This window comes from Ensifer sp. KUDG1, from assembly GCF_050434285.1.
In the GTDB taxonomy this organism is placed as follows: Bacteria; Pseudomonadota; Alphaproteobacteria; order Rhizobiales; family Rhizobiaceae; genus Ensifer.
Genome location: NZ_JBNDIG010000006.1, coordinates 322,348 through 347,359, shown reverse-complemented (window position 1 = coordinate 347,359; position 25,012 = coordinate 322,348). Strand labels below are relative to the sequence as shown.

Sequence of the window (25,012 nt, the reverse complement as noted above, 5' to 3'; positions counted from 1 at the left end):
AGGATGTGCGGCATGAAGAAGACGGTTCCGACCTACGAGCTCTACGGCGAAAAGTCTGGAGAACGGCCGGATTTCTGGCTGCATTGCGAGACGATCCCGTCACGAAGCAGTCTCTACCACTGGGAGATCGGGCTGCACCGGCATGAGAGCTTCTTTCAGATCTTGTACATTGCCGGCGGCTCCGGCGATGCCGTCTTCGGCAACGCGGTCAACATGATCGAACCGCCTGTCGTCATCACCGTTCCGCCGGCGCTGAGCCACGGCTTCCGCTTCTCACGTGACATCGACGGCTTCGTCTTCACCATCCTCGCTTCACATTTGAAGACGACGCCGGGCGAGCGCAGCCGCCTTGGCGCCTGGCTCGCCGCCCCGCATCTGATCCGGCTCGGCGGTGGCGAGAATGCGGCCTACATCGCCGCAACGCTCACGCGCCTCGCCAGGGAATGGGAAAGCAACCGCAGCAACCGCGCCGATCTTCTCGACGCCTATCTGACCGCTGCCCTGACGCTGACGGCACGTCTCGACGCGACGAGCGACGAGCGGGATGACCGCAGCGAGAGTGAAAACGAACGGCGGGTCCAGCGCTTCCAGGCGCTTTTGCAGCAGCACCATCGCGCCCATTGGCCGGCCGCCGCCTATGCCCGCGAACTCGGTCTGTCGCTCACCCATCTCAACCGGATCACGCGCGCAGTCGCTGGGCTCAGCGCGCACGAAATGATTTCGCGAAAGCTCGTCGGAGAGGCTAGACGCGAACTCGTCTTCACCCGCGCCAGCGTGCAGGAAATCAGCTTCCGCCTCGGCTTTGCCGATCCCGCCTATTTTTCCCGTTTCTTCCTACGCCAGACGGGCATGACGCCGCGGGCATGGCGGCTCGCCGAGCGCGACAGGCTCGGCGCTTAGCAACGCAAAGTGTCAGGGGGCTGTGGTCCAATCCTCGACGCGCAGGCCGGGCACGCGATCGAACTCCCGGCGGTTGTTGGTCACCAGGATCAAACCTTGGGAGCGTGCATGACCAGCGATCAACTGATCGTAAGGCCCTATCGGAGTTCCGCTGCGGGCGAGTTCGGCACGCAACTGTCCCGTATGGGTCGCTGCCCCTTGATCATAGTTGAGGACTTCAAGACGGGCGGAAAAGCCTTCAATGACCGAAAGGTTGCGCTCGGGCATGGCGGATCTTTCCGCGCCATAGATCAGCTCCATCAGGCTGATCGAGCTGATGCACAATTGTCCGTGATGCCTGTTAAACGCCTCGCGAACCTGTTGCGGCCGGTTCTTGACCGTGTAGATGCAAATGTTCGTGTCGAGCATGTATTTCAGCATCAGAGTGACTCGCGCTCCTGGGCCTCCGGCTGCTCTCTCTCCACCATGAAATCGGCTGTTATGGGCTCGCCATCGAACCAGCTGTCCCAGGCTTCGCCAGCGGGCGTAATGATCCGCGTTCGCCCGACCGCGACGATATCGACGCGTTTGACATCCTCCGGAAGCGCCACGGCCTTTGGCAGGCGGATCGCCTGACTGCGGTTGCTGAGAAAAACTGCGCCCTGTTCCGGCATTGCCGCCTCCGGGATATACTTTGCGTATATCCAAGATGGTTTCAGCCGCAGGATATGTCAATGGGATATACGAGATCTCTCTCAGCTGTCTCCTGTTGGTCGCTTTGATCGAAGGGACCTTGGCTATATTCGACCACGACCGGCTTCCCGCCTCTCGGCAATCCAAAAAGACTTTTGCAACGACTCAAAACGGGAGCAGAATCAAGGCGGGTCCGAGGGGGACCCGGCGGAAATACGGAGGAAGACATGGCAGTACGCGATCCGTCGCCCTCGTTGTACAACGAGGATCTGGCACCGGCCGAAGAGCGCCGGTGGGGCGCTTTCAGCATCTTCAATGTTTGGACATCCGACGTGCACAGCCTGTGGGGCTATTACCTCGCAGCAAGCCTGTTCCTGCTCTGCGGCAGCTTCATAAACTTCGTCATCGCCATCGGCATCGGATCGCTGGTGATCTTCTTCCTGATGAGCCTCGTCGGCAACGCGGGCGTGCGCACCGGCGTGCCCTTCCCCGTTCTCGCCCGCGCCTCCTTCGGCACCTTCGGTGCCAACGTACCGGCACTCGTTCGCGCCGTGGTCGCCTGCTTCTGGTATGGTGCGCAGACGGCTGCGGCGTCCGGCGCCATCGTCGCCCTTCTCATTCGCAACGAAGGCATGTTGGCCTTCCACCAGAACAGCCACATGCTCGGCCATTCGACGCTTGAGGTGATCTGCTACGTCGTCGTCTGGTCGCTGCAACTGCTGATCATCCAGCGCGGCATGGAAACCGTGCGCAAGTTCCAGGATTGGGCCGGCCCGGCCGTCTGGATCATGATGCTGATCCTTGCTGTCTACCTGATCGTCAAATCGGGCACCTTCTCCTTCGGTTCGGAAATCCCGCGCGACGTTCTCATTGAAAAGACCAAGGACGCCGGCGTTCCCTGGGAACCGGGCACTTTCCCCGCACTTGCGGCGGTCGCTGCCACCTGGATCACCTATTTTGCAGCGCTCTATCTGAACTTCTGCGACTTCTCGCGCTATGCCACAGACGTGAAGACGCTGCGCAAGGGCAATCTCTGGGGTCTGCCGATCAACCTGCTCGCCTTTTGCCTGGTCGCCGGCGTGACGACGACCGCCGCCTTTGCCGTCTATGGCGAAGTGCTGCTGCATCCGGACCAGATTTCGGCGAAATTCGACAGCTGGTTTCTGGCGCTGCTTGCCGCACTCACCTTTGCGGTGGCGACCCTCGGCATCAACGTCGTCGCGAATTTCGTGTCGCCAGCCTTCGACTTCGCCAACGTCTTCCCACGACAGATCAATTTCAAGCGCGGCGGCTACATCGCAGCGCTGATCGCCCTCATCCTCTACCCCTTCGCCCCTTGGGAAACGGGGGCTGCGCATTTCGTCAACTTCATCGGTTCGACGATGGGGCCGATCTTCGGGGTGATGATGGTCGATTATTACCTCATCCGCCGCGGCCAGCTAAACGTCGAGGCGCTCTATCACGAGGATGGCGAGTTCCGCTTCCAGGGCGGCTGGCACGGCAGCGCCTTCATCGCCTTTGCGATCGGCGCTCTGTTCTCGTCGATCCTGCCGACCTTCACCACCATCCTGCCGGCCTGGTGGGGCATTTATGGCTGGTTCTTCGGCGTCGCCATCGGCGGGGCGATCTACTACGTCTTGAGGATCGGCGCCCGCAAGCCGGCCTTTGCGGCCTGACCGCTTAGCAATGCGCCCGGGCAACGTGCACCGGGCACATTGCCGCTCATGTGGCAATGTGAGCGTTGAAATAGACGGCACCGGCCTGATCGCGCGGGCGCTCGAAAGCACCGCTGACCGAAAACGTCGTTTCGATCAGGCCGCTGTCGGCGAGCGAGTCGGCCGTGCCGCAAAAGAGGGTCCGACCTTTCGCCAGCAGCACGATCCGGTCGGCGATCGCCATGGCCTGGTTGAGGTCGTGGATGGCAACCACGACCGTCACCTGCCGCTCACGGCGCAGACGGCAAAGCAACTCCAGCACCTCCACCTGATGGCCGATGTCAAGGAACGAGGTCGGCTCGTCGAGCAGCAGGATCTCCGCCTCCTGCGCCAGCGCCGCCGCAATCCAGGCCCGCTGGCGCTCACCACCCGACAGAGCCCTCAGGTCCCGGTGCGCAATATCGCGCAGATCGGCGCTGTCGAGCGCCCAATCGACCGCCTGGCGATCGGCAGTGGAAAAGCCACCGAAGGCGCCGGTATGGGCAAAGCGCCCATGCCGGACCAGTTGCTCGACGGTCATGCCCTCGGGCGAGAGCGGCGCCTGCGGCAGGAAGGAGAGCCGGCGCGCCAGCTGGCGACGCTTCCATGAGCGCACCGACCGGCCGTCGAGCGTGACGTCGCCGGCCTCCGGCACCGTCAGTCCCGCAAGCGCATGGAGTGCGGTGCTTTTGCCCGAGCCATTCGGGCCGATCAGCGCAACGATTTCGCCGCGGCCGAGCTCGAGGGCGAAGGTCGCGAGTGCGCAATGCCCGGCATAGCGTATGGTGACGTCGGCGGCTTTGAGATGCATCACGGCCTCATCGATAGCGGCGAAGAAGAACGAGCAGGAACGGCGCACCGGCAAAGGCTGTGACGACGCCGATCGGAATTTCCTCGGCGCCGCCGACAAGCCGTCCGACGAGATCGGCCCCCACGACCAGCGTCGCGCCGATGAGTGCCGTCAGCGGCAGGACCGCCGAAAAATGTCGGCCGGCCAGGAACCGTGCGAGATGCGGCACCACGAGCCCGATGAAAATCAGCGGACCGACGACGCCGACGGCACTGGCGGCAAGGACGCAGGCAACGGCAAGAACCAGCGTGAAATGCAGGCGATAATTCAGCCCGAAGGAGCGCGAGACGTCCTCCTCGAAGCGCAAGAGCGCCAGTGAACGGTGGAGGAACGGAAGCACGGCGAGAGCAGCGATCGTGAACGGCAGCAGAAAGACCACGTGCTCCCAGCCGCGGGCATAGAGGCTGCCGGCCAGCCATTGCATGACGATCTCGAACCGGGCGCTGCCCCAGCCGACGATGATGCCCATGGCAAGCGCGTGAAGAAAGGCGCCGATCGCGATGCCGCACAGCGTCACGCGCAGAGCGCTCAATCCCTTGCGCACGGCAAGCCCGTAAATCAGCGCCCCGGCCGCAAGCCCGCCGATGGCGCCGACCAGCGGCAGCCAGGCAACCGGCAGGGCGTAGAGCGTGTTGGCATCGGAGGCGACGCCATAGACGGCGACGAAGAGGAAGAGGGTCACCGCCAGCGTTGCCCCTTGGGAAATCCCCATGATGGTCGGGTCGGCCAGCGGGTTGCGCGTGACCGTCTGCAGCAGCGCGCCGGCGACCGCGAAATGCATGCCGGCGAGAATGCCGGTCAGGATGCGCGGGATCCGGATGGTCTCGATGATCAGCCGCGCGTTGTCGGTTCCGCGGCCGAGCAAAACGGCGACGACATCGGACATGGGCAGGTCCGCGACCCCGAGCAGGATCGCTGCCAGGAGAAGCGCGGGAAACAGGGCAACCAGCAGCAAGCTGTGTCGCAGCGCCGGTGCTTCCGTCGTGGTCCTCGTCATCACCGCGCGCCTCCAGCACCTGGCCGCGGCCCGCGTTGCGTCAGGTAGATGAACACCGGGCCGCCGATCAGCGCGGTAAAGATGCTGACCGGAATTTCCCGAGGTGCGGCGACCGAGCGGGCGAGTGCGTCTGCCGTCATCAACAGGCATCCGCCAAGCGCGATATTGAGGAGAAGCGCCCAGAGCGCCGAGCCAGGCCGCAACAGCCGAACGAGATGAGGAGCGGCCAGCCCGACAAAGGCAACGGGTCCTGCAACCGGCGTCACGCCGGCAACGAGGCAGATGGCGGCGACAAGCAGCAGGAGCTTCCACAGGGCGGGATTGGCGCCCATGCCGGCAGCGGCCTTGTCGCCGAGCGACAGGAGCGTGATGATGCGGTGGCAGGAAAGTGCAATGCCGAGCCCGACGACGATCCATGGCAGCATGTAGCCGACCTGCGCCCAGGATCTCCCTTGAAAGCCACCGGAAAGCCAGAACAGCACCGAGGGCGACTGTGGTCCGCCCCGGACAAGCAGGTAGGTGGTGACCGCGTTCAAGAACAGGGCAACCGTAATCCCGCCAAGTGCCAGATGCAGCGGGGAGGCCCGGCCACCCCGTGCTGCCCACAGCGTCAGCGCAGCGGCCGCCAAACCGCCGACCATACCGATGGCCGGATAGAGCGTGGAGGAGACGGCCGGGAAAAGGACGAAGGTCGCGACGATGAAGGCGACGGCGCCGGCGGTGACGCCGGTGAGGTCGGGCGCGGCCAGCGGATTGCGCGTGATCGATTGCAGCAGGTAGCCCGAGACGGCGAGCGCCGCGCCCGCGAGATAGGCGGCGATGCTTCTCGGCATGCGCAGCGTCCAGACGATGATCGAGTCGGTGCCACCTGCTGGCGACGACAGCGCCGTCAACGCCTGGGAAAGCGTCATCGGCTTTGCGCCGAAGATCAGCGCCGCCACGCTGACGATCAGCGCCGCCGCGAGCAACATTGCAAACCACAACGGCGCGCGCGCCTGTTCGCTCATGGCCGTTGCTCCGAAACGGACCCTGTTGCGGCCAGATCGGTCGTTGCCCGATGGAAGGCCCAGAAGAGGCCACTCGCGGCGGCAGCAAAGCCGAGGGCCATGCCGAGCCAGACGCCAGTGGCGCCGGGAGCGAGGTAGAAACCGATGACCCAGGCGGCCGGAACGCCAATCAACCAATAGCTTGCAAGCGTGATCCAGAAGCCGCTCGCGGCGCGGCCGACGCCGCGAAGCGCACCGATACCGATGTTCTGAGCGAAATCGGGCAGTTGGGCGAGCGCCGCGACGGACAGCATCGCGGAAGCAGCCAGGTAGGTTGCGCCCCCGGCGCCTGCCGGCGACAAGGAAAACAGAGCCAGGATCGGCCCCGGTAACAGCAGGAATGCCAACGAGAAGATGGAGGCAACCGAGATACCGAGCAGAGGCCCCGTTCTGCCGACCCGCCGGGCGCGTTCTCGGTCGGCGGCCGCAAAGGCTTCGCTGACCCCGACCGAAGTCGCGTGCGAGAGGCCGACCGACAGCATGAAGACGACATAGACGACCTGGTTGACCGCCGCCTGCGCAGCGAGCGCGGCGGCACCCCAGGCGCCGACCATGAGGGTGACGAGCGCCGTGAACCCTGCCTCGGAAGCATAGGATCCGGCTGTCGGGATGCCGATCGCAAGCAGCCGCCTGATGGCTGCGACGAGCTCCCCTATCGACGAGAGACGCGAGAACGACAGCCGCCGGTGCGTGATCCAGGCAATGGCTGCGAACTGCGAGAGGTAGGCGAGCGTGCTTGCGGCTGCGACGCCCGGAACGCCGAGCCTCGGCAGGCCGAAGGCACCGAACAGCAGGCCATAGTCGAGCAGGGCATTGACCAGAATGGTCGCAAGCGTGATCGCCAGCAGGACATTCGCCTGACGCCGGCCGACGACGACCCCACGATAGGCGTAGAAGCAGAAGAGCGGGATGATGCCGGGCGCCAGGAACAGCAGGTATTCCCGCGCAAGCTCAACGACGCCGGCATCCTGACCGAGCCAGCGCAGGCCGCTGCCGCCGATCATCATCAACGCAGCCGAAATCAGCCCGGCAACAACGGCAATGCTCAGTGCACCCAGCAAATGGGACGGCGCAACCTCTTCGCCTGATGCCTCGGCCACCAGATTGGAGGTGCCGACGATCAGGCCGAATCCGATAGTGCGCAGCAGGTTGAACACGGCGAGCCCGAGTGCGGCAGCCGCCAGCGCCTCGGCGCCGACCCAGCCGAGCATCAGCAGGTCGGTGGTAGAGATCGCGACCTGTGCGAGCTGTATCAGCGCCAGCGGCGTTGCCAGCTGCACGATGCGGTGCGCTTCGCAAACTGTGGGGCGGTTACGAGGCATGAGAATTTACCGGCCCCGCAAACGCAAGGGCCGGTTCACCTGTTACTGGATGGAGGCGGGGATGAACTTGCGGGCTTCCACCTTCACGTCGATGGCTGGAAAGGCATCGGGGTAAAGCAGATGCGCTGCCTCGCGCAACACCATCTGGCGGGCGATGGGGCCATGCGCCTCAACCCAATGGTCGCCGACATAATGCACGCGTCCGTTCTTCACCGCCGAGAGCTGCTGCCAGATCGGATTGTTTTCCTGCGGGCGATCCGGGCCGTAGTCGTAGACGAAGATGACCTCCGGATCCTTCTCCAGCAGGGTTTCGAGGCTCATTTCCATGCCCCAGTTCCCCGGAACGGACGGCGTCGGATTCTGACCGGCGATGTTGTCGCCACCAAGCGCCACCAGGATGGCAGCGGTCATGTTTTCCGAACGGAAGACCCAGGGAATGTCACCGCCCCACATTACGACGAAGCGCGGATGCTTGTCCTTCGGCGCCTTCGCTGCAAAGGCCTCGAGGTCGCTCTTGAAGGCAGCGTTGATCTCCTGACCGCGCTTCGGCTGGCCAAGGATCGTCGACAGTTGCGCGATGGTGCGGTCGCTGTCGGCATAGAGTTCAAGGTCGTAGGCGAGATAGGGCGCGACCTTCTCGTACTGGGCGGCGTTGCCTTCGGTGTAGCGGCGGATCGCAACCGTGAGATCCGGCTTTGCCTCCGCAAGCAGCTCGATGTTCGGAGTGGCGCGCTGGCCGATCTGCTTGACGCCATCGAGATCGCCGCCGAGGAAATCGGGATGGCGGCCTTCCACCATGTAGGTTGTCGCAACCGGCGTCAGGCCGAGGGCGAGCGCGACATCCGCGGCGAAATAGGAAACGGAGGCGACCCGCTGTGCCTTCGCCGGAATGGTGACCGCCACACCGCGATCGTCGATCACGTTGAAGGTGACGGCGTCTTCGGCGGCGGCACCGGCCGCTTGGCCGAGAACGCAGCCAGCAATTACAACGGCGCCGATCAGCTGCGTGCGTGCGGCTGCAAAAAGCGGGCTGGGCATGGGGGCTCCTCTTGCCATTGCGGTGTCAACGTTGCCGGAGGACGAAAGCCGGCGGGCACGCGCGTCGCCGCATGGCTCGCCGCTTGCGGCAGGCACATGCCGATAACTGCGGACGGCTTCCTCACGCCGCTGCGGGGCGCCAAACCTCAGACCAAGAAAACGCGCGATCGCCATCAACAAACCTCCCGACATCAGGCTTCCTGCCTTCCAATATGGAGGATTGTTGATATTTATGGTCAAGTTATTTGCAAGCGAAAGGTTCTCACGCCGGCATGAAAAAATCGCAAGCCAAACGGTTCAAGCTTCCGCCGCTCAGCGTGCTGCCGGCTTTCTCGGCGGCGGCGCGCACGGGCAGCCTGACGCTCGCGGCCGCCGAGATGCACCTGACGCCGGGCGCGGTCAGCCGCCAGATCAAGGCGCTCGAAGACGCACTGGGCACGCCGCTGTTTCACCGCAGCCACAACGCGATTGCGCTGACGGCCACCGGGCGCCAGTTCCTCACCCACGTGAACGGTGCGCTCGCCACGCTTGAAACGGGCGCACGCGCCGTCAGCCCCGAACGCTCGCGCCTGGTGATCCAGGCGCCGATCACCATCGCACGCCGCTGGCTGATCCCCCGGATCGGCTCCTATCGGCAGGCGCATCCGAGCGAGGATCTCGTCATCCAGTCCCTGGCGCTGGGTGCTGCCGAGCCAGCAGACATCACCATCACCTATCGCCGCTGCGGCGACAGCGACGATCACGCGCTCGCCTTTCTGGTGGACCGCACGCTCGCGGTGTGCTCGCCGCAGTTTTTTGCGCGATCCGAACGCGAGTTCGACGCCCGCGACGTGCTCGGCCTGCCGATCCTTCTCGACACCGCCGACGCCTGGTCCTGGCGGCGATGGTGCGATGCGGCCGCGATCCCTTTCGAGCCGAAGGGCGGCAGCATCGGCTTCGACACGGACGAGGCTGCCATCGACGCCTGCATTTCCGGCCTCGGCATCGCCCAGGTCAGCCCGGCCTTCATCGAGAAGGAGCTCAGAAGCGGCCAGTTGATCGCGCTTTGCCCGTCGATTTCACCGATCGTCGGGGCGTACGAGATCGCAAGGCGCGCGCCGTCGGGCACGCCGGACAGCTTTTCCACGTGGCTTTCGCAATGGGGCCACGCAGAACTCTAGCCGGAGATGCCGCTCCGCGCGCGACGCCGTCATGAGCGTCGCTTCGGGAGGCCGAGGATTTCGCGCACGCCGTTCTTGGTGAAGGGTTGCGCCAGTTGCGCCAGAAAGCCTCGGGCGATCTGGCCCTTGATGCCGATGTCGGTCGAGGACGGACGGTCGGGATTATAGTAGGTGCCGAACAAAAGGTCCCAGACGACGACGTTCTCGCCGTAGTTCATGTTGCCCTCGCGGAGGTCCTTCGAATGATGCCAGCGGTGCAGCCGCGGCGTGCTGAAGAGATAGTCGAAGGGACCTGTGCGCATGTCGACGTTGCAATGGGTGAGAATGCCCATGAAGGCCGTGACCGCGCCGAGCCACCAGAAAACGTGCAGGGGAGCGCCGAGGCAATAGAGTGGGATCTGGCTCATGGCGATCTTGAACAGCGAATCGGCCACGTGGAAGCGGCCGGTATTGATGACCCAGAGGCGAACGACGCTGTGATGCAGCGCGTGGAACCGCCAGAAGAACAGCTTTTCGTGGGCGATCCGATGCGACCAATAGAGGCCGAATTCGGCGACGACCACCGCAAGCGCCACCTGAAGCACCATCGGCCAATCCGATGGCCAGAGACCAAACTTGAGCGCTGCGAGCGGCTGCAGGATATTGGCGGCATACATGGGAAAGACGGCGGCGATCAGGCCAGCCGCCTGCAGCAGGCCCTTCGTCGCCAGCGTGTGGCCAATGTCGTTCACCGTTTCGCCGTCCGACTGAAGCCAGCCCCGCTCGTAGGGAATGTAGCGCTCGAGAAGAAACAGGATGAAGACGGCGGCCGCGTAGACCGCCACAAATCCGACCATCGGCTTTGCGCTCGCGAACGCGTAGTACGCGCCGAGCAGCCCGCCGAAAAACACCAGCGGCCAGGACAGATACCCAAGCACTAATCTGAAAACCTGTCCAAGCTTCGACACGGTGTCTCTGCGCTCTGCCTTCATCAACGACGCTCCATCCATTCAAGCAGTTCCCGGCATGTGCGCGGCCGGCCGTCGCTGACGCGCCCGTCGCTACATGCATCCAGGCGATGGTCCTCTTCGGACCAGCCGCCTCTTCCATGCCGGTACATGCGCCTGATCTCGGCGCAGGTTCGCGGCGTTCCATCACTTAACCGACCATCACGACAGGGATCGTACAAAGGCTGCACGGTCCGATACGGATTGTCCGCAATCCACATTCCCTTTTCTTCGGCATGACTTGGGCTCGCGCTGAAAAGGATCAACCACATCGGTAAAATGGCCAGGCGCATCGACAACGTCCTTTGTTGAAACGTTGCGCGAGCTTTGCGGGGAGTGGATTGCACCAGCATTGCAGGAGACGGGAAGATGCAATCAGTCGCCTGTGGATGCAACCGCTCATTGACGATGAAAAGAGAATCAATCATTCTCTTTTCATCGTCAATGGAAGCTGGACCGATGCGCGCTCCCAATCCCGAACTCTCGCAACTGGAATCGGACGACTTTTCCGCGCTGGACGCGACCGAACAGGCCAGCCTTGTCTCGACAGGTGAAGCCTCGCCGCTCGAACTCGTCGAAGCCGCCATCAGGCGCATCGAGAGGCGCGAGCCGCACGTCAACGCCCTTGCATCCGCGGATTTCGATCACGCGCGCAAGCTCGCCGGCGCTTTTCGTCCGCAAGCAAACATGCCGTTTGCAGGCGTGCCGACCCTGCTCAAGGACCTGCTTGCCTATCCCGGCCATGCGGCCGGCTTCGGCTCGCGCCTCTTCAAGGGACAGCCCGCCCAAGCCGGATCGGATTACACGGACGCTCTCGACAAGGCCGGTCTGATCGTCCTCGGCAAGACGACCACATCGGAGTTCGGCCTGCTCGGCACCACCGAGACCCTCGCCCATGGCGCCACGCGCAATCCTTGGAATTTTGCGCTTTCGACCGGCGGCTCGTCCGGCGGCGCGGTGGCGGCCGTTGGCTCGGGCATGGTACCGATCGCCCACGCCTCCGACGGCGGCGGCTCGATCCGTGGCCCCTCCTCCTTCTGCGGGCTATTCGGCTTCAAGCCGAGCCGCGACCGCACGGTGAATGCCGGCCTGCCGCCGGCGATGCCGACGGCGCGGCTGATCAGCGACCATTGTGTCAGCCGCTCGGTGCGCGACAGCGCCGCGTGGTTGGCGGCAACCGAACGGCCGGACCTGACCCAACCATTGCCTGCGATCGACGACATGCGCCGTGGCCCGCAGAAACGACTGCGCATCGGCATTTATCGCCACGATGTCTTTGGGCGCGGCGTGTCCGAAGTGGTCGAGGACGCACTCAACGCGGCGATCACGCTGTGTGCGGCCTTGGGGCACGAGGTCGTCGAATGCACTGGCCCTGACGTCAACGCGCAGGAGAACAGCCGCGCCTTCTTCAACCTGACCGGAATTGTTCTTTCCGGCCTGTTCGACCAGATCGCAGCCGCGATGGGTGGCGCTTTCGATGAGACCTTGTTCGAGCCCTACACGGTCGAGCTCGTCCGCCGGGCCCGGCGGCTACCGGAGAAGGCAATCACGGAGGCGATCGGCGCAACGCTGAGGGCCGAGGCGAGCGCAAATCAGGCAATCTCCGGCTATGACCTGCTGCTTTCGCCCACCGTCCCCTTCACGGCCTTTCCGCTGGGGACGCAAGGCCCGACCGAGGATCCGGACCAGCTCATCGCCTTTACCGAACGCCTCGCCGGCTTCACCAACGTGGCCTCCTTTGCCGGATGGCCCGCGATGTCGGTGCCGCTTTTCGGGTCGCCTGAGGGACTGCCGGTCGGCTGCCATTTCGCGGCGGCAGCGGGCGAGGACGCGCTGCTCTTCTCGCTTGCCTTCCAGCTGGAAGAGGCGGCCCCCTGGCAACCAAGGCTCGTCGAGCTTGCAGGAAGGTTCGCATGCCCCAGCGCCTGAAGCAGGAAGTGCGTGAGCGGCTGCTTGCGGCTGCGGCTGCGGTGTTTGCCGAGCAAGGCTTCGAAAAGGCCCGACTTGCCGATGTGGCGGAACGGGCGGGCACCAGCTCGAGCAACATCTACAAATACGTCGCCGACAAGGAAGCGCTGTTTTACGAGATCGTGACACCGGCGCTTGCCGGGCAATTGTTGCGCCTGCTGCGCGCCCGCGTGCGGGAACTGCGGTCAGTTGGCATCTGGCTGGAGGCCGACGCTTCCGGATCCGAGCATGCCCGGGCACTGCTGTCCTTCTGGATCGAACAGCGGCTCGTGGTGCTGATCCTGCTTCGCGGCGCGGATGGCACGCGCTACGCCCATGTCCGCAAGCTGATGATCCGGGAGATGGTGCGGCTGGCTTCCGGCTACCTGACCGACAAGGGCGGCGAGCAGGCCCTGACGCCGCTGATGGGCTTCATGCTCGAGCGAACCTTCACCCGAACACTGGACACCATTGCCGATACGCTCAGTGAATACCGTGACGCTCCGTCCATCCAGTCGGCCATAGCACTCTTCTGGCGCTACCAGCTTGCGGGGCTGCAGTCGCTTCTGGACCCGGACGCGCCGGGCGGCGGTCGTCAGGCCTTCGCCGGCCCCGATCAATCGTCCGAGTAGCGCTCCTCGCGCCACGGGTCGCCACGCATGTGGTAGCCGTTGCGCTCCCAGAAACCAGGCATGTCACCTTCGCGAAAGTCGATGCGCGTCAGCCACTTGGCACTCTTCCACAAATAGAGATGCGGAACGACGAGCCGCATCGGCCCGCCATGGGTACGGCCGATCGGCTGGTCCTCCCAGTCGGTCGCAAGGATCGCGTCTTCGGAGGCGAAGTCCGCAAGCGGCATGTTCGTGGTGTAGCGGTCATAGCTCGTCAGCATGACGTGGCTCGCCTCGGGTTTCGGCATCACCTGGTCGAGCAGATCGCGTGTGGCCACGCCCTGCCAGCGGTTGTCGTAGCGCGACCAGGTCGTCACGCAATGCATGTCGGAGAGCCGGTCGCTTTGCGGCAAGGCCTTGAACGCGGCCCAATCGAGCGACAATGGATGCTCGATGTGCCCGGTGATATCGAGCCGCCAGCTTTCCGTCCGGATCATCGGCTGCTGGCCGAGGTCGAGCACCGGCCAGTCCTTGACCAGATGTTGCCCAGGCGGAAGGCGCTCGTCCTCGGGGCGCACGATCCGCCCCGTCAGGAATTTGCCGTCGGCGGCCCAGCGCCGCTTCGTCGTCGTCAGCTTGGTTTCCGGCGGCTGCGTATCGTCAGTCATGATGGTCCACTCCCAGCCCGAATTCACACCCCAGGCGAGATAGAAAGCGTGGCGTCGCGGAACGTCAAGCGCGAACGCACGGCGTCGTTGGCTCGGCACCATGCGTACCGCCCCTTCGTGTGTCCTTCGCAGCGGCAGATAGCGCTCGACCACCTCCGTCGTGGCGACGTGCGGAGCGGGCGAAGCTTGGACGCGTTGGCCCCCGGCATGCCACGCGCATGCGCACGTCAATCCAGCCTTGAAACGCCAAATTGCCGCCGCAGGGTCCTCGGGATCCCGGCGGCGGCCGTTTGGCTCGACTACGATCAATCAGAACTTGACGCTCAGATTTGCCTTGACGCTCTGGTCGCTGACGCCGCCGCCGAATTGGCCTGTGTAGGTCAAGCCGAGTGTCGCCTCGGGCGCGACGGCGAAATCAAGGCCGGCTTCGATCACCGCAGAATTCTCGGCGATCGGGACACCGGCGATGGCAAATGTGCTCGCTGTCGAGAAGCCGTTCGACGACAGCGGCAAGGTGTCGCCGAAGGCATGTCTCCAGCCGACGGTGCCGCGGGCCGTCGCCAGCACGCCGCCAAGGTCGAAGCTGGACGCTGCGCGCAGGCCAAGGGTCGTGAACGTCGTGTCCTGCGAGGCGTCCTTGCCGATGAGAGCGGCAGCGCCACCCCGCTCGACAAAGCCGTCGCGGTTGAGATGCACATAGGCCAGGTTGGCAAACGGCTCCAGATCGACCGACCCGGCCTTGAAGGCATAGGCGAACTCGCCAAAGACCTGGCCTGTCCCGGCGCTGTAGTCGGCAGAAAGGCTGTCCGTGAAGCCCGGGAACGAAACGGTGCGGCTCGTCTCGATGTCGTGCCAGCTAAAGGCGGCGCCGGTTCTCAGCGACGCATCGCCCCAACGTCCACCGGCATAGATCCCGAGATGATAGTTGTCGGAGGTTGCCGACGAGAAGCGCGCGTCGATGTCCATCGAGGACCGCGAGTAGCCGGCAAGCGCGCCGACGGTCCATTCGTCCACCTGCGTATCGGCACCGACGAAGAAGCCACCGATGGAGCGATCCGCCTTGGCGGCATTGCCGTCACCGTCGATCCGTCCCCAGGAACCGAAGCCCTGGCTCCAGAGCGCAAGTTCACCGCTGTCGATCGCGCCGGTGATCTCGCTCGATTGCTTCGCCGCCACCGTGCCGAGCACAGTGCGCAGACGATCGTTCGCGGCATCGCGCAGGAACCGGCTGTCCTCGATCAGGATCGACTGGAACGAGCTGTGCACTTCGCCGGAGAGCAGATCGAAGGCTCTGCGTGCCGCTTCTGGCGTTGCGGCAAAGGCGACCGCGTTGAAGATGGGATTGCCCATGCCCAGACGGTCGACCCCGCCACTGGTGGCGATCTGGTTGCGGGTCTGGGCGACGCTGGCAAAGCTGAGATCGTTGCGGGTCAGCTGGAGCGACAGGTCGTTGCCGTCGCCGCCGCTGTAATCGACGGTCGGATCGAGGAACACCAAGTTGTCGACGATCGACGCAAACGTGCCGGTGATCGCCCCGGAACTCGTCTTGTCGATCAGGATGAACGGGCCGTTGACCGGGTTCCAGCTCGCCGCCGTGTTGGGGGAGAGCAGGAGATCAAGGGTCGCGCCGGAGATATCGACGCTGCCCGATACGACCAGCTTGTCGGTGGCCGTGGGCGTGCCCTCGATCTGCAGCACGCCGTTGTTGGTGTAGTTGCCGGCGATCGTCTGCGTGCCGATCGAATTGCCCGGGGCATGAACGCCGCCAGCCTGGACGGTCGTATTGCCAAGCGTGCCGGTTCCGCCAAGACGCGCCCCGCGCTGGATGGTGGTCAAGCTGGAATGCGCCAGAGAGCCGTTGACGATCAGGTCGCCCGAGGCAATGTTCGTCGCACCGGTAAACGTGTTGATACCCGTCAAGGTCAGCTTGCCCGTGCCCGCCTGGGTCAACGTGCCGCTGCCAGAGACCGCCCCGGCATAGGTCACGTCGTTCGAGCGGTTGTAGATCAGCGCGCCATCGTTGGTGATCGAACCCACGAATTTGCCGCTGCCGCCGATCCAGCCGGTCGTGCCACCATTGCCGAGCTGCAATGTGCTGCCCGTGCCGATCGTCACCGCACCGGATGTGCTGTTGTTGGCGGTGAGCGTCAGCGTGCCCGTACCGATCTGCGAGAACGAGCCGGGACCTGTGATCGAACCGCCGTAGGTCAAATTGCCCGCGCTGTTGAAGACGAGCGCGCCGAAGTTGGTGACGTTCGATGCGATCGAACCGCCGGTACCGCCATCGCCGATCTGCAGCGTCGCGCCCGAGGAGATGCCCGCACCGCCGGTAAAGCTGTTGGCACCGCTCAGGACCTGGGTGCCGGCACCGACCGAGATGCCGCCTGCGCCGGTGATCGCACCCGAGAACGTGCCCGTGGCGTTGTTGATGATGAGCGTCTTGCTACCGAGCACAACCTGCCCGCTGCCGGCAAGCGACTTGACCTGCGCCGAGGCCGCCGCCGAGACGTCGAAGGTACCGTCGGCCGTCAGGCCGCTCGAAGCGTTGATCCGCCCCTGGCCCGAAAGCGCCAGTGTGCCGCCTGCCGCAATCGACGTCGCACCCGTATAGGTGTTCATGCCCGTCAGCGTCAGCGTGCCGTTGCCGACCTTGTTGAGCCCTGTCCCGGTCGCACCGTTCTGCAGCACCGAGCCGATCGTGGTGGCAACGCCGTTACCGACATTGATCGTCGCCGCCGTGCCGCTTGCCGGATTGAAGGCAAGCACGCCACCGTTGATGGTGTAGCCGCTGCCGTCGTTCGTCGCGGAGAACTGCAGCGTGTCGAAGCTCTGCGTGCCGACGACATTGACGGTGCCGCCGGTCGCGCCGGCAAAGACGCCGACCGATCCGCCGAAGCTGCCGTTGATGTTGGCGCGCCCCGGTGCACCGGTCCAGTTGGTGCCACCGGATGTCCAGGTGCCGGTGCCGCCGTTGACGGTGCCGTTGCCCGTTGTGTCCGCGCCGTCCCAGAAGTGCATCGTCTGGCCGGCGCCGAGCACCGACAAATTGACCTGCTTGGCAATCCCCGTCTGGACCTGATGGCTGGCAACGGTGAAGCCAGGAGCCGTCGATGTCGCGGCCGTCGTCGCAAAGCTGCCCGACAGCGTGCCGTCATACTCGAACAGCCGGTAATAGCCGGCCGAGGCCACTTGCGCGTCCAGCGCGCCGCCGAGCGTCAGGTTGCCGCCGACCTTCACCAGATCGTTGCCCGCCGCACTGCCGACGAGGCCGGGCGTATTCAGCTCGAAAACCGAATTAGAGCCGGCATTGAGCGTCAGATCGCCACCGATCGTTATCGTGCCCGGGCTGTTTCCCGCCGAGAGCGTGCCATCGACCGTGACGTTGCCGCCGATCCTGCCCGATCCGCCGAGTGTGCCGGCCGAGCCGACATGAACGTTGCCACCAAGCTGGCCGTTGACATAGGTCGTGCCGGACGTCACCGACGTTGCACCGGAGAACAACGAGCTGTCGCCCGTCAGCGTCAGCTTGCCGGTTCCCGCCTGCGAAATCGTGCCGTTGCCCGAGACCTTGCCGGCATAGCTGACATTGTTCGAGCGGTTGTAGATCAGCGCGCCATTGTTGGTGATCGAGCCGACGAAGTTGCCGGTGCCGCCGATCCAGCCTGTGGTACCGCCGTTGCCGAGCTGCAGCGTGCTGCCCGTACCGATCGTCACCGCTCCGCGCGTGCTGCTGGTCGTCGTCAGCGTCAGCGTGCCGCTGCCGATCTGCGAGAACGTCCCGTTGCCGGTGATCTCGCCGCCATAGGTCACGTTATCGGAACGGTTGAAGATCACCGCACCGCCGTTGGTAATGTTCGACACGAGCGAGCCCCCCGTGCCGCCATCACCGATCCGCAGCGTTGCGCCGGTATTCGTCCCTGCACCACCGGTAAACGTGTTGGTACCGGTCAGGACTTGCGTACCGGCCATGACATTGATGCCACCGGTGCCGTTGATCGCGCCCGAAAAGGTACCCGTGGCGTTGTGGATCATCAGATATTGGCTTCCAAGCGTGACCTGTCCGCTGCCGGCGAGCGACTTGACCTGTGCAGAGGCGGCGGCGGAAACGTCGAAGGTGCCGTTGGCCGTCAATCCGCTGGAGGCATTGATGCGTCCCTGGCCCGACAATGCCAGTGTGCCGCCCGCGGCAATGCTCGTCGCGCCGGTATAGGTGTTCATGCCCGTCAGCGTCAGCGTGCCGCTGCCGGATTTGATGAGCGAGCCGTCACCAGTAATCGTATTGCTGATCCTACCGTTGCCGGTCTGGTCGATCGTCAGGCTGGCGGAATTGTTGATCGCGATGTTGCCGGAAAGATCTGGGCTCGCCGCAGAGAACCGGAACGTGTTAGCGCCACCATCGAAGGTCATGGCGTTGGCGGTCCCGCCGTTACCGCCGATGATCGAGCCCGACGCGCCCAGGGTCACGTCCAGGTTCCGGCCGAAGATGCCGGCTCCGTGCACGACGCCGGTCCCGCCGCTTCCGGCCACGCCGCCCGTCACGCTGCCGCTGTTGATGATCACCGTCCCGCCGTTCAGAGCGCTGATGCCGTGACCGCCGTCACCATTGTGTTTTTCGAGAACGTGCCCGCCAGCGCCGGCGTTACCGCCGTTGCCGCCCGTCACGTTCGTGTTCACCGTCAATGTGCCGCCACCGACGAGTGCCGCACCATCGCCGCCGTCACCGCCGCTGCCCCCGATTCCGATGCCTGATATTGTCCCACCGGCACCGCCGTGTCCGCCCCGTCCGCCGGACACTGCCGGTCCGGAGATGCTGTCTGTTCCACCGGAGGCAACAATACGGCCGTAACCGCCGGCGCCGCCGCCACCGCCGTCCCCGTTCGGAGACGTGCCACCTTCGCCACCGCGGCCAGCGACATTGCCGACGCTGCCGTGCGCACCGCCGCCGCCACCCGCACCGCCGCCAAAGTCGCTGCCGTTGCCGATGCCGCTTCCGCCGGTTCCTCCGTTCGGGCTGCCGCTGGTGCCGCCGGCACCACCAGTGCCGCCAACCCCGGCGCCGCTCTGGCTTCCCGCGCCACCGGCCGCACCCGGCCCGCCGCCGCCGCCACCGTTTCCGGAATAGGTCGCATTGCTGCCAGGCGTCCCCTGCAGATTGCCGTCGATATCACCGCCGGTACCGCTCGTGCTCCCACCGGCGCCGCCCTTGCCTCCTGCATGCGCCAGCGGCACGGCCGCGACCATACCGAGAGCAATACCAGAGGCTGCAAACAACCACAGAGCGGTACTGCTCATCAGCGAGCGCTGACGCCCCGCTGCTGAGCGGCGCGATGGCGGCCGCCGGTCGTTGCGCTCTTCGCTCTCACGCCCGGCTCCCAAGCCCTGATTCTGACAATTGATTTTTTTCAAAGGCTTGCCCTCCGCCCCGCACCCCTAAAATTCTCCAGGGTGCTGGCTGACACGACAACCCTACAGCGACAACGCCTTATCGACGAAGCAACCTACGGGTTCGACGAAACGACAAACCGCGATATCAGCCACTGTGGAAAATCTCAGATGCCGAGACGACTGCGCAATTCCTGCCTGTAGGGGCGGGATACGGTCCAGGTTTCGCCTGCCCTGCGCAGACGCACGGCCCATGCCTGTTTGGTCGGACCGGAATGACGGTCGAGCTCGGTCACGTGCGCTAGGTTGATCACAGCCGTCCGATGGATGCGCAAGAAGTTCGCCTTGGGCAGCAGACCGATCCAGAATGAAAGCGGACGAAGATCCAGGACCGCGGCTTCGTCCTTCAGCCAGATCTGGGTGTAGTCCTTGGCGGAGCGAAGCCCTACGATCGAAGACAGCGGCACGCCGCGGGTGCGTCCCGGCATATGCAGATGGACGACCGGGTCGGTCTCGGCGGACGGAATGGCGCCCGCATCGTCCCGGGCGCCATATGTCTGCGTGCGCCCGTAGCGTGCGATCCCGATCAGCTTTGCACAGCGGACGAGCTGGTGGATTTCTTCGATCGGCCACCGACGCAATGCCCTCGTCGCATCGAAGCCGATACAGCCACGCAACCTGCCCTCGTGAAGGACCGGGACGCAGAGAACGCTCTTGTCGTTCTGACGAAGCATTTCCGCCTGAAGCGCCCGCGCCGGACGCGGTAGCCTTGCGACATCGTTGATCATGACTGCCTTGCCGGCCACCAGCCACTGATGCAGCCAGCCGATCATCGTCACCGGCGTCTGCTGCAGCTCATCGACATGCGACGACACGCCGCCTCGCACCCATTCGTCGGTGTTGCGGAAGCGCAGAAGGTCGTCGCTGTATTCGAACATCCACGCCCGGTCGGCACCAGCAAGCTTGCCGGTTTCCTCCAGGATCGCGGCGATCGCCGTTTTGGCCGGCGAACCGATGAGGTGCGTGGCGGCCAGATAGGCCCAGTCGTGTGTGGGTTGTCCCACTGCAGGGCAAGGCGGCTCGTTCGTCGCGATCAGTTCGTAGGGCGGCAGGCCTATGGAATGATCGGACGGGTACAATTGCTCATTCATGACGCTCGATAGGTAAAGGCGAAAAGGAATCGCTCTGTAAATTTCGGGTTTCCCGGCAATCCGGGTCGTAACAGTGGCAGTAAAGCCAGACGTGGCCGAGAGGCGGCCGTAGACAAAATTCGACAAAATATTCGGTTATCGCGGTGCGATGGCCCCCCTCCATCGTCCAGTGTCGGCGGCGCTCTGCGCCGTCGACATCCACCCGCGCGACCACTTGAATTTGTGGGGAAAACAAATGCAAGCCCAAACTGCATTGCCTCACGGAAACATTTTTGGGTCGGTTTCGCGCGTTCCAGCGTCCCAGACCGGTTCTTGCCGGTGGGACGAGCACCACCAAACCATCCACGGCATGAAGCGCAGGGGGACCTGCCTGGCCACGAGACATGTTGCCGGGCAAGGGCGCGCGCGCTGAGATCTCCGAGGTCCGTCGCTGGCCAATTCGACCATTGGAGCCAGCACCGCAAGGCGCTGGCGCAGTTCCTACCGTTTTCGCACCGACACCGCGCGCGCAAGACATCAAGCGCCGACGCTGAATGCAGCTACCTCAGCACTACACGCAAGGCGGCCTGGGTCTCCTTCAACAGCGGAAGGTAGCGCTCCACCATCTCGGCTGCGGCCACATGCGCTGCCGGTGCGCCGATGTTGAGTGCCGCAACGATCCGACCGCGATCGTTTTCGAGCGGCACCGCGATGGAACAAAGGCCGAGTTCCAGTTCCTGGTCGATCAGCGCGTAGCCCTGGTCGCGCACGCGGCGGAATTCGGCGACGAGGTCTTCGGGATCCGTCTTCGTATAGGGCGTGTTCGCCTTGAGGTTCGAGCGCGAAAGGATCTCGCGCGCCTCGTTTTCTGGAAGTGCTGCGAGCCACACCCGCCCCATGGAGGCGCAATAGGCCGGCAGGCGCGAACCGGTCGTCAGGTTGATCGACATCACCCGCTTCTGCGAGGCGCGGGCGATGTAGACGATTTCGGTTCCATCCAAGACCGAGGCCGAGGCGCTCTGCCCGGCGCGGTCGGACAATTGGTCGAGATAAGGTTGGATGATCGTCGGCAGCGGCGTTGCCGAGAGATAGGCATGGCCAAGGCGCAGGATCTTCGGCGTCAGCGCGAAGAACTTGCCGTCATAGTCTGCATAGCCGAGCTCGGAGAGGGTCAGCAGCGACCGGCGCACCGTGGCCCGGTCAAGCCCGGTAATCTTTGACGCCTCGGCTATCGACAGTTTCGGCCGGGTTTCATCGAAGGCTTCGATCACTGCCAACCCGCGCGCAAAGCCGCTGACGAAGTCCGTTTCCCGCATCCTTGCCTCCCAAATCATGCCGTTCGATTTTGTGCGATATACGAACAAAAGTCAAATATCGCACAAAATATTTGACCGAGCCTTTCGATCGGCGCTTATTGGCATCCGGAAGAGGAAGGCGCCTGCCGCCCACCGGGCGACGAAGGCCAAGAGATCACTGAGATGAAGAGAGGAAACATGGCGAAGATCGTTTCGCTCGCCGAGGCCGTCGGCGACAATGTCAGGGATGGCGACACCGTCGCCATGGAAGGCTTCACCCATCTGATCCCCTATGCCGCGGGCCATGAGGTGATCCGCCAGTGCCGTAAGGACCTTTATCTGGTGCGCATGACGCCCGACATTCTCTACGACCAGCTGATCGGCGTGGGTGCGGCGCGCGGCATGAAGTTTTCCTGGGGCGGCAATCCCGGCGTCGGCTCGCTACATCGCTTCCGCGACGCGGTCGAAAACCAGTGGCCGCGGCCGCTGGAGATCGAGGAGCACTCCCACGCCGCCATGGCCAACGCCTATGAGGCGGGCGCTGCCAACCTGCCGTTTGCGACGCTGCGCGGCTATATCGGCGCCGACCTGCCGAAGGTGAACCCGAACATCAAGTCGGTCGCCTGCCCGTTTACCGGCGAGGTGCTGGCCGCCGTGCCGGCGATCCGCCCCGATGTCACGATCATCCATGCGCAACGGGCCGACAGGAAGGGCAACGTGCTGATCGAAGGCATCGTCGGCGTGCAGAAGGAGGCGGTTCTTGCCGCCAAGCGCTCGATCGTCACGGTGGAGGAGATCGTCGACGAGCTCAACCCGCCGTCGCCCAATTCCCTCGTGCTGCCAAGCTGGGCGGTCACATCGGTTGCCCATGTTCCGGGTGGCGCCTTCCCATCCTACGCACACGGCTACTACCCGCGCTCCAACGCATTCTACATCGGCTGGGACGAGATCGCCCGCGACCGCGACAGCTTCACCGCATGGATCAAGGAAAACGTGCTCGACGCCCGGCCGGAAGATTTCGCCAAGCACGCCGGCAACAAACCGGCAAAAGCGGCCTGAGGGAGGATAGGATGAGCGACTTTACCCCCACCGAAATGATGACGATCGCCGCCGCCCGCGCGCTTTCCAACGACGACGTCTGCTTCGTCGGCATCGGCGCGCCGTCTGCCGCGTGCAACGTCGCCCGGCTGACCCACGCGCCGGATATCACGCTGATCTATGAGAGCGGCACGGTCGGAACCAAACCGGATGTGCTGCCGCTGTCGATCGGCGACGGCGAACTCTGCGACACCGCCCTTTTCACCGTCTCGGTGCCCGAGATGTTCCGCTACTGGCTGCAGGGCGGCCGCATCACCACCGGCTTTCTCGGCGGCGCCCAGATCGACAAGTTCGCCAACCTCAACACCACGGTCGTCGGCCCCTACGACCACCCGAAGGTCCGTCTGCCCGGCGGCGGCGGTGCCCCGGAGATCGCCTCCAACTGCGGCCGTATCTTCATCACCATGGCGCTTTCCAAGCGCGGCTTCGTCGAGAAGCTCCCCTTCATCACCTCCATGGGCCATGGCGAAGGCGGTGACCACCGCGAGCGGCTGGGCATGAAAACCAAGGGACCGACGCGCGTCATCACCGATCTTTGCATCCTGGAGCCGGATCCTGAGACCAAGGAACTGACCGTCGTCTCGATCCATCCAGGCGTGACGCGCGAGCAGATCGTCGAGAATTGCGGCTGGGCCATCAAGTTCGCCGAAGAGGTGATCGAGACGCCGGCACCGACGGAACTGGAACTCAAGACCCTCCGCGACATCAACGCCCGCACCAAGAAGGCGCACCAGGGCGACAGGGAGGCTGCGTGATGGCCGAGGCTTTCATCTGCGACTATGTCCGCACGCCGATCGGCCGTTTCGGCGGCTCGCTTTCCTCCGTCCGAGCCGATGATCTCGGCGCGGTCCCACTTCGCGCCCTGATGGAGCGTAATGCCGATGTAGATTGGGACGCCGTCGACGACGTGATCTTCGGCTGCGCCAACCAGGCGGGAGAGGACAATCGCAACGTTGCGCGCATGTCGCTGCTTCTGGCCGGCCTGCCCGTCGGCGTCACCGGCACGACGATCAACAGGCTCTGCGGCTCCGGCATGGACGCTGTCATCGCAGCAGCGCGTGCCATCAAGTCGGGCGAAGCCGAGCTGATGATCGCCGGCGGCGTCGAAAGCATGTCGCGCGCGCCCTTCGTGATGCCGAAGGCGGATACCGCCTTCTCACGCAATGCCGAGATCTACGACACGACTATCGGCTGGCGCTTCATCAATCCCCTGATGAAGAAGCAATACGGCGTCGACTCGATGCCGGAGACCGGCGAGAACGTCGCCGCGGACTTCCATGTCAGCCGCGAGGACCAGGACGCCTTTGCCGTTCGCAGCCAGGCGAAGGCCGCGGCAGCGCAAGCCAACGGCCGGCTGGCGAAGGAGATCGTCTCGGTAACGATCCCGCAGCGAAAAGGTGAGCCTGTTATCGTCGATCGCGACGAGCATCCGCGCGCAACAACGATGGAGGCGCTCGCCAAACTCGGCACGCCGTTCAGACAAGAAGGCGGCACGGTGACGGCCGGCAACGCCTCCGGCGTCAATGACGGCGCGACGGCGCTGATCATCGCCTCGGAGGCGGCGGCGAAGAAATACGGCTTGCGTCCAATCGCCCGCATTCTCGGAGGTGCTACCGCCGGCGTACCGCCGCGCATCATGGGCTTCGGCCCGGCTCCGGCATCGAAGAAGTTGATGGCCCGCCTCGGGCTCACGCAGGCCCAGTTCGACGTCGTCGAACTCAACGAGGCGTTCGCCTCGCAAGGGCTCGCCACGCTTCGCGATCTCGGCATTGCCGACGATGATCCCCGCGTCAACCGCAACGGCGGCGCCATTGCGCTCGGCCACCCGCTCGGCATGTCCGGCGCCCGCATCACCGGCACGGCAGCACTCGAACTACAGGAGACCGGCGGCCGATATTCGCTGTCGACCATGTGCATCGGCGTCGGCCAGGGCATCGCGGTGGCGCTAGAGCGCGTCTGAGCACAGAACTAATTGCCGTCTGAAAAGCAAAGAGCCCGCCCTTCGAAAAGGCCGGGCTCTTTGATTCGAGCGATTGAGAAGCCGGAGGTAACCAATGTCTCCGTCATTCCTGTGCTTGTCACAGGAATCCAGCAAGCCCAAGTCCTTGGGCCGAAAGAGTCTCCTGACCCGACGGACGTCGGGTCGCTGGATCCCCGCCACGAGGGCGAGGATGAGGCAGATTGTGTGGCTCTCCCGCCAAACACCACCGTCAACG

General features: G+C 64.5%; 21 protein-coding genes. 8 read left to right on the top strand and 13 right to left on the bottom strand.

Features of this window, described 5'->3' with window-relative positions; genetic code table 11:
- Nucleotides 1-12: 12 nt before the first annotated feature.
- On the top strand, nucleotides 13-900 hold the full coding sequence (locus tag M2267_RS17825) for a helix-turn-helix domain-containing protein (protein ID WP_429115887.1): 888 nt from the start codon (nucleotides 13-15) through the stop codon (nucleotides 898-900).
- Between the two features lie 12 nt (nucleotides 901-912).
- Here M2267_RS17825 and vapC read toward each other — a convergent pair whose 3' ends face one another.
- Both vapC and vapB read right to left on the bottom strand, forming a co-directional pair.
- Nucleotides 913-1,320: a type II toxin-antitoxin system tRNA(fMet)-specific endonuclease VapC gene (gene vapC, locus M2267_RS17820; protein ID WP_043626407.1), complete on the bottom strand. Its 408-nt coding sequence runs from the start codon at nucleotides 1,318-1,320 to the stop codon at nucleotides 913-915.
- Nucleotides 1,320-1,553, bottom strand: a complete 234-nt coding sequence (gene vapB / locus M2267_RS17815; RefSeq protein ID WP_043626405.1) for a type II toxin-antitoxin system VapB family antitoxin — start codon at nucleotides 1,551-1,553, stop codon at nucleotides 1,320-1,322. The genes vapC and vapB overlap by 1 nt, the downstream gene beginning before the upstream one ends.
- 246 nt (nucleotides 1,554-1,799) lie before the next feature.
- Here vapB and M2267_RS17810 point away from each other — a divergent pair, with 246 nt between their 5' ends.
- Nucleotides 1,800-3,248, top strand: a complete 1,449-nt coding sequence (locus M2267_RS17810) for an NCS1 family nucleobase:cation symporter-1 (RefSeq protein ID WP_043626402.1) — start codon at nucleotides 1,800-1,802, stop codon at nucleotides 3,246-3,248.
- Between the two features lie 46 nt (nucleotides 3,249-3,294).
- Here M2267_RS17810 and M2267_RS17805 read toward each other — a convergent pair whose 3' ends face one another.
- Genes M2267_RS17805 through M2267_RS17785 form a run of 5 tightly spaced genes read right to left on the bottom strand, consistent with a single transcriptional unit; the run spans nucleotide 3,295 to nucleotide 8,519 of the window.
- Complete coding sequence (locus M2267_RS17805) at nucleotides 3,295-4,077, bottom strand: ABC transporter ATP-binding protein (RefSeq protein ID WP_429115884.1); 783 nt, start codon at nucleotides 4,075-4,077, stop codon at nucleotides 3,295-3,297.
- A gap of 7 nt (nucleotides 4,078-4,084) precedes the next feature.
- The gene (locus tag M2267_RS17800; protein ID WP_429115882.1) at nucleotides 4,085-5,113 is read right to left on the bottom strand and encodes a FecCD family ABC transporter permease; all 1,029 of its coding nucleotides are present in this window, start codon (nucleotides 5,111-5,113) and stop codon (nucleotides 4,085-4,087) included.
- Complete coding sequence (locus tag M2267_RS17795) at nucleotides 5,113-6,120, bottom strand: FecCD family ABC transporter permease (RefSeq protein ID WP_429115880.1); 1,008 nt, start codon at nucleotides 6,118-6,120, stop codon at nucleotides 5,113-5,115. Before M2267_RS17795 ends, M2267_RS17800 begins: the two co-directional genes overlap by 1 nt.
- Nucleotides 6,117-7,481: an MATE family efflux transporter gene (locus tag M2267_RS17790; RefSeq protein WP_429115879.1), complete on the bottom strand. Its 1,365-nt coding sequence runs from the start codon at nucleotides 7,479-7,481 to the stop codon at nucleotides 6,117-6,119. The genes M2267_RS17795 and M2267_RS17790 overlap by 4 nt, the downstream gene beginning before the upstream one ends.
- Nucleotides 7,482-7,523: 42 nt before the next feature.
- Nucleotides 7,524-8,519 carry an ABC transporter substrate-binding protein gene (locus M2267_RS17785; protein ID WP_429115877.1) on the bottom strand — a complete coding sequence of 332 codons (996 nt, stop codon included), beginning with the start codon at nucleotides 8,517-8,519 and terminating at the stop codon, nucleotides 7,524-7,526.
- Between the two features lie 272 nt (nucleotides 8,520-8,791).
- Between M2267_RS17785 and M2267_RS17780 the strand changes: the two genes are divergently transcribed.
- Nucleotides 8,792-9,679, top strand: a complete 888-nt coding sequence (locus M2267_RS17780) for a LysR substrate-binding domain-containing protein (RefSeq protein WP_402325050.1) — start codon at nucleotides 8,792-8,794, stop codon at nucleotides 9,677-9,679.
- Between the two features lie 29 nt (nucleotides 9,680-9,708).
- Here M2267_RS17780 and M2267_RS17775 read toward each other — a convergent pair whose 3' ends face one another.
- A complete protein-coding gene (locus M2267_RS17775; RefSeq protein WP_052202129.1) occupies nucleotides 9,709-10,650 on the bottom strand; it encodes a sterol desaturase family protein in 942 nt (313 codons plus the stop codon).
- A complete protein-coding gene (locus M2267_RS17770; protein ID WP_043626390.1) occupies nucleotides 10,650-11,093 on the bottom strand; it encodes a hypothetical protein in 444 nt (147 codons plus the stop codon). The genes M2267_RS17775 and M2267_RS17770 overlap by 1 nt, the downstream gene beginning before the upstream one ends.
- Nucleotides 11,094-11,124: 31 nt before the next feature.
- On the opposite strand from M2267_RS17770, the gene M2267_RS17765 reads away from it, so the two are divergent.
- Complete coding sequence (locus M2267_RS17765) at nucleotides 11,125-12,594, top strand: amidase (protein ID WP_429115875.1); 1,470 nt, start codon at nucleotides 11,125-11,127, stop codon at nucleotides 12,592-12,594.
- A complete protein-coding gene (locus M2267_RS17760; protein WP_429115873.1) occupies nucleotides 12,579-13,244 on the top strand; it encodes a TetR/AcrR family transcriptional regulator in 666 nt (221 codons plus the stop codon). The genes M2267_RS17765 and M2267_RS17760 overlap by 16 nt, the downstream gene beginning before the upstream one ends.
- On the opposite strand, the gene M2267_RS17755 is transcribed toward M2267_RS17760, so the two are convergent.
- From M2267_RS17755 to M2267_RS17740, 4 genes are all read right to left on the bottom strand, one after another.
- Nucleotides 13,229-13,891 (bottom strand): sulfite oxidase-like oxidoreductase, encoded by a 663-nt coding sequence (locus tag M2267_RS17755; protein WP_429115871.1) that lies wholly within the window; start codon nucleotides 13,889-13,891, stop codon nucleotides 13,229-13,231. The two genes, M2267_RS17760 and M2267_RS17755, sit on opposite strands and share 16 nt — an antisense overlap.
- A 309-nt stretch (nucleotides 13,892-14,200) precedes the next feature.
- The gene (locus M2267_RS17750; protein ID WP_429115870.1) at nucleotides 14,201-19,183 is read right to left on the bottom strand and encodes an autotransporter domain-containing protein; all 4,983 of its coding nucleotides are present in this window, start codon (nucleotides 19,181-19,183) and stop codon (nucleotides 14,201-14,203) included.
- Between the two features lie 257 nt (nucleotides 19,184-19,440).
- Nucleotides 19,441-20,550 (bottom strand): GAF domain-containing DNA-binding protein, encoded by a 1,110-nt coding sequence (locus M2267_RS17745; protein WP_429115868.1) that lies wholly within the window; start codon nucleotides 20,548-20,550, stop codon nucleotides 19,441-19,443.
- 413 nt (nucleotides 20,551-20,963) lie between these two features.
- Nucleotides 20,964-21,719 carry an IclR family transcriptional regulator gene (locus tag M2267_RS17740; RefSeq protein WP_429115866.1) on the bottom strand — a complete coding sequence of 252 codons (756 nt, stop codon included), beginning with the start codon at nucleotides 21,717-21,719 and terminating at the stop codon, nucleotides 20,964-20,966.
- Between the two features lie 177 nt (nucleotides 21,720-21,896).
- On the opposite strand from M2267_RS17740, the gene M2267_RS17735 reads away from it, so the two are divergent.
- The 3 genes from M2267_RS17735 to pcaF are packed head-to-tail and all read left to right on the top strand — an operon-like array spanning nucleotide 21,897 to nucleotide 24,756.
- A complete protein-coding gene (locus tag M2267_RS17735) occupies nucleotides 21,897-22,757 on the top strand; it encodes a CoA transferase subunit A (RefSeq protein ID WP_429115864.1) in 861 nt (286 codons plus the stop codon).
- An 11-nt stretch (nucleotides 22,758-22,768) separates the two neighbouring features.
- Nucleotides 22,769-23,551, top strand: coding sequence for a CoA-transferase subunit beta (locus M2267_RS17730; RefSeq protein WP_429115862.1), 783 nt, complete (start codon nucleotides 22,769-22,771; stop codon nucleotides 23,549-23,551).
- Nucleotides 23,551-24,756, top strand: a complete 1,206-nt coding sequence (gene pcaF / locus M2267_RS17725) for a 3-oxoadipyl-CoA thiolase (RefSeq protein ID WP_429115860.1) — start codon at nucleotides 23,551-23,553, stop codon at nucleotides 24,754-24,756. Before M2267_RS17730 ends, pcaF begins: the two co-directional genes overlap by 1 nt.
- Nucleotides 24,757-25,012: the final 256 nt, after the last annotated feature.

Bases quoted from the DNA above. Each gene is read 5' to 3' on its own strand.
- pcaF (WP_429115860.1), top strand. From the start codon at position 23,551: ATGGCCGAGGCTTTCATCTGCGACTATGTCCGCACGCCGATCGGCCGT.
- M2267_RS17805 (WP_429115884.1), bottom strand. From the start codon at position 4,077: ATGCATCTCAAAGCCGCCGACGTCACCATACGCTATGCCGGGCATTGC.
- vapC (WP_043626407.1), bottom strand. From the start codon at position 1,320: ATGCTGAAATACATGCTCGACACGAACATTTGCATCTACACGGTCAAG.
- M2267_RS17740 (WP_429115866.1), bottom strand. From the start codon at position 21,719: ATGCGGGAAACGGACTTCGTCAGCGGCTTTGCGCGCGGGTTGGCAGTG.
- M2267_RS17750 (WP_429115870.1), bottom strand. From the start codon at position 19,183: ATGAGCAGTACCGCTCTGTGGTTGTTTGCAGCCTCTGGTATTGCTCTC.
- M2267_RS17735 (WP_429115864.1), top strand. From the start codon at position 21,897: ATGGCGAAGATCGTTTCGCTCGCCGAGGCCGTCGGCGACAATGTCAGG.
- M2267_RS17765 (WP_429115875.1), top strand. From the start codon at position 11,125: ATGCGCGCTCCCAATCCCGAACTCTCGCAACTGGAATCGGACGACTTT.
- M2267_RS17760 (WP_429115873.1), top strand. From the start codon at position 12,579: ATGCCCCAGCGCCTGAAGCAGGAAGTGCGTGAGCGGCTGCTTGCGGCT.
- M2267_RS17775 (WP_052202129.1), bottom strand. From the start codon at position 10,650: ATGAAGGCAGAGCGCAGAGACACCGTGTCGAAGCTTGGACAGGTTTTC.
- M2267_RS17825 (WP_429115887.1), top strand. From the start codon at position 13: ATGAAGAAGACGGTTCCGACCTACGAGCTCTACGGCGAAAAGTCTGGA.
- M2267_RS17780 (WP_402325050.1), top strand. From the start codon at position 8,792: ATGAAAAAATCGCAAGCCAAACGGTTCAAGCTTCCGCCGCTCAGCGTG.
- M2267_RS17785 (WP_429115877.1), bottom strand. From the start codon at position 8,519: ATGCCCAGCCCGCTTTTTGCAGCCGCACGCACGCAGCTGATCGGCGCC.
- M2267_RS17770 (WP_043626390.1), bottom strand. From the start codon at position 11,093: ATGATTGATTCTCTTTTCATCGTCAATGAGCGGTTGCATCCACAGGCG.
- M2267_RS17810 (WP_043626402.1), top strand. From the start codon at position 1,800: ATGGCAGTACGCGATCCGTCGCCCTCGTTGTACAACGAGGATCTGGCA.
- M2267_RS17800 (WP_429115882.1), bottom strand. From the start codon at position 5,113: ATGACGAGGACCACGACGGAAGCACCGGCGCTGCGACACAGCTTGCTG.
- M2267_RS17755 (WP_429115871.1), bottom strand. From the start codon at position 13,891: ATGACTGACGATACGCAGCCGCCGGAAACCAAGCTGACGACGACGAAG.
- M2267_RS17795 (WP_429115880.1), bottom strand. From the start codon at position 6,120: ATGAGCGAACAGGCGCGCGCGCCGTTGTGGTTTGCAATGTTGCTCGCG.
- M2267_RS17730 (WP_429115862.1), top strand. From the start codon at position 22,769: ATGAGCGACTTTACCCCCACCGAAATGATGACGATCGCCGCCGCCCGC.
- vapB (WP_043626405.1), bottom strand. From the start codon at position 1,553: ATGCCGGAACAGGGCGCAGTTTTTCTCAGCAACCGCAGTCAGGCGATC.
- M2267_RS17790 (WP_429115879.1), bottom strand. From the start codon at position 7,481: ATGCCTCGTAACCGCCCCACAGTTTGCGAAGCGCACCGCATCGTGCAG.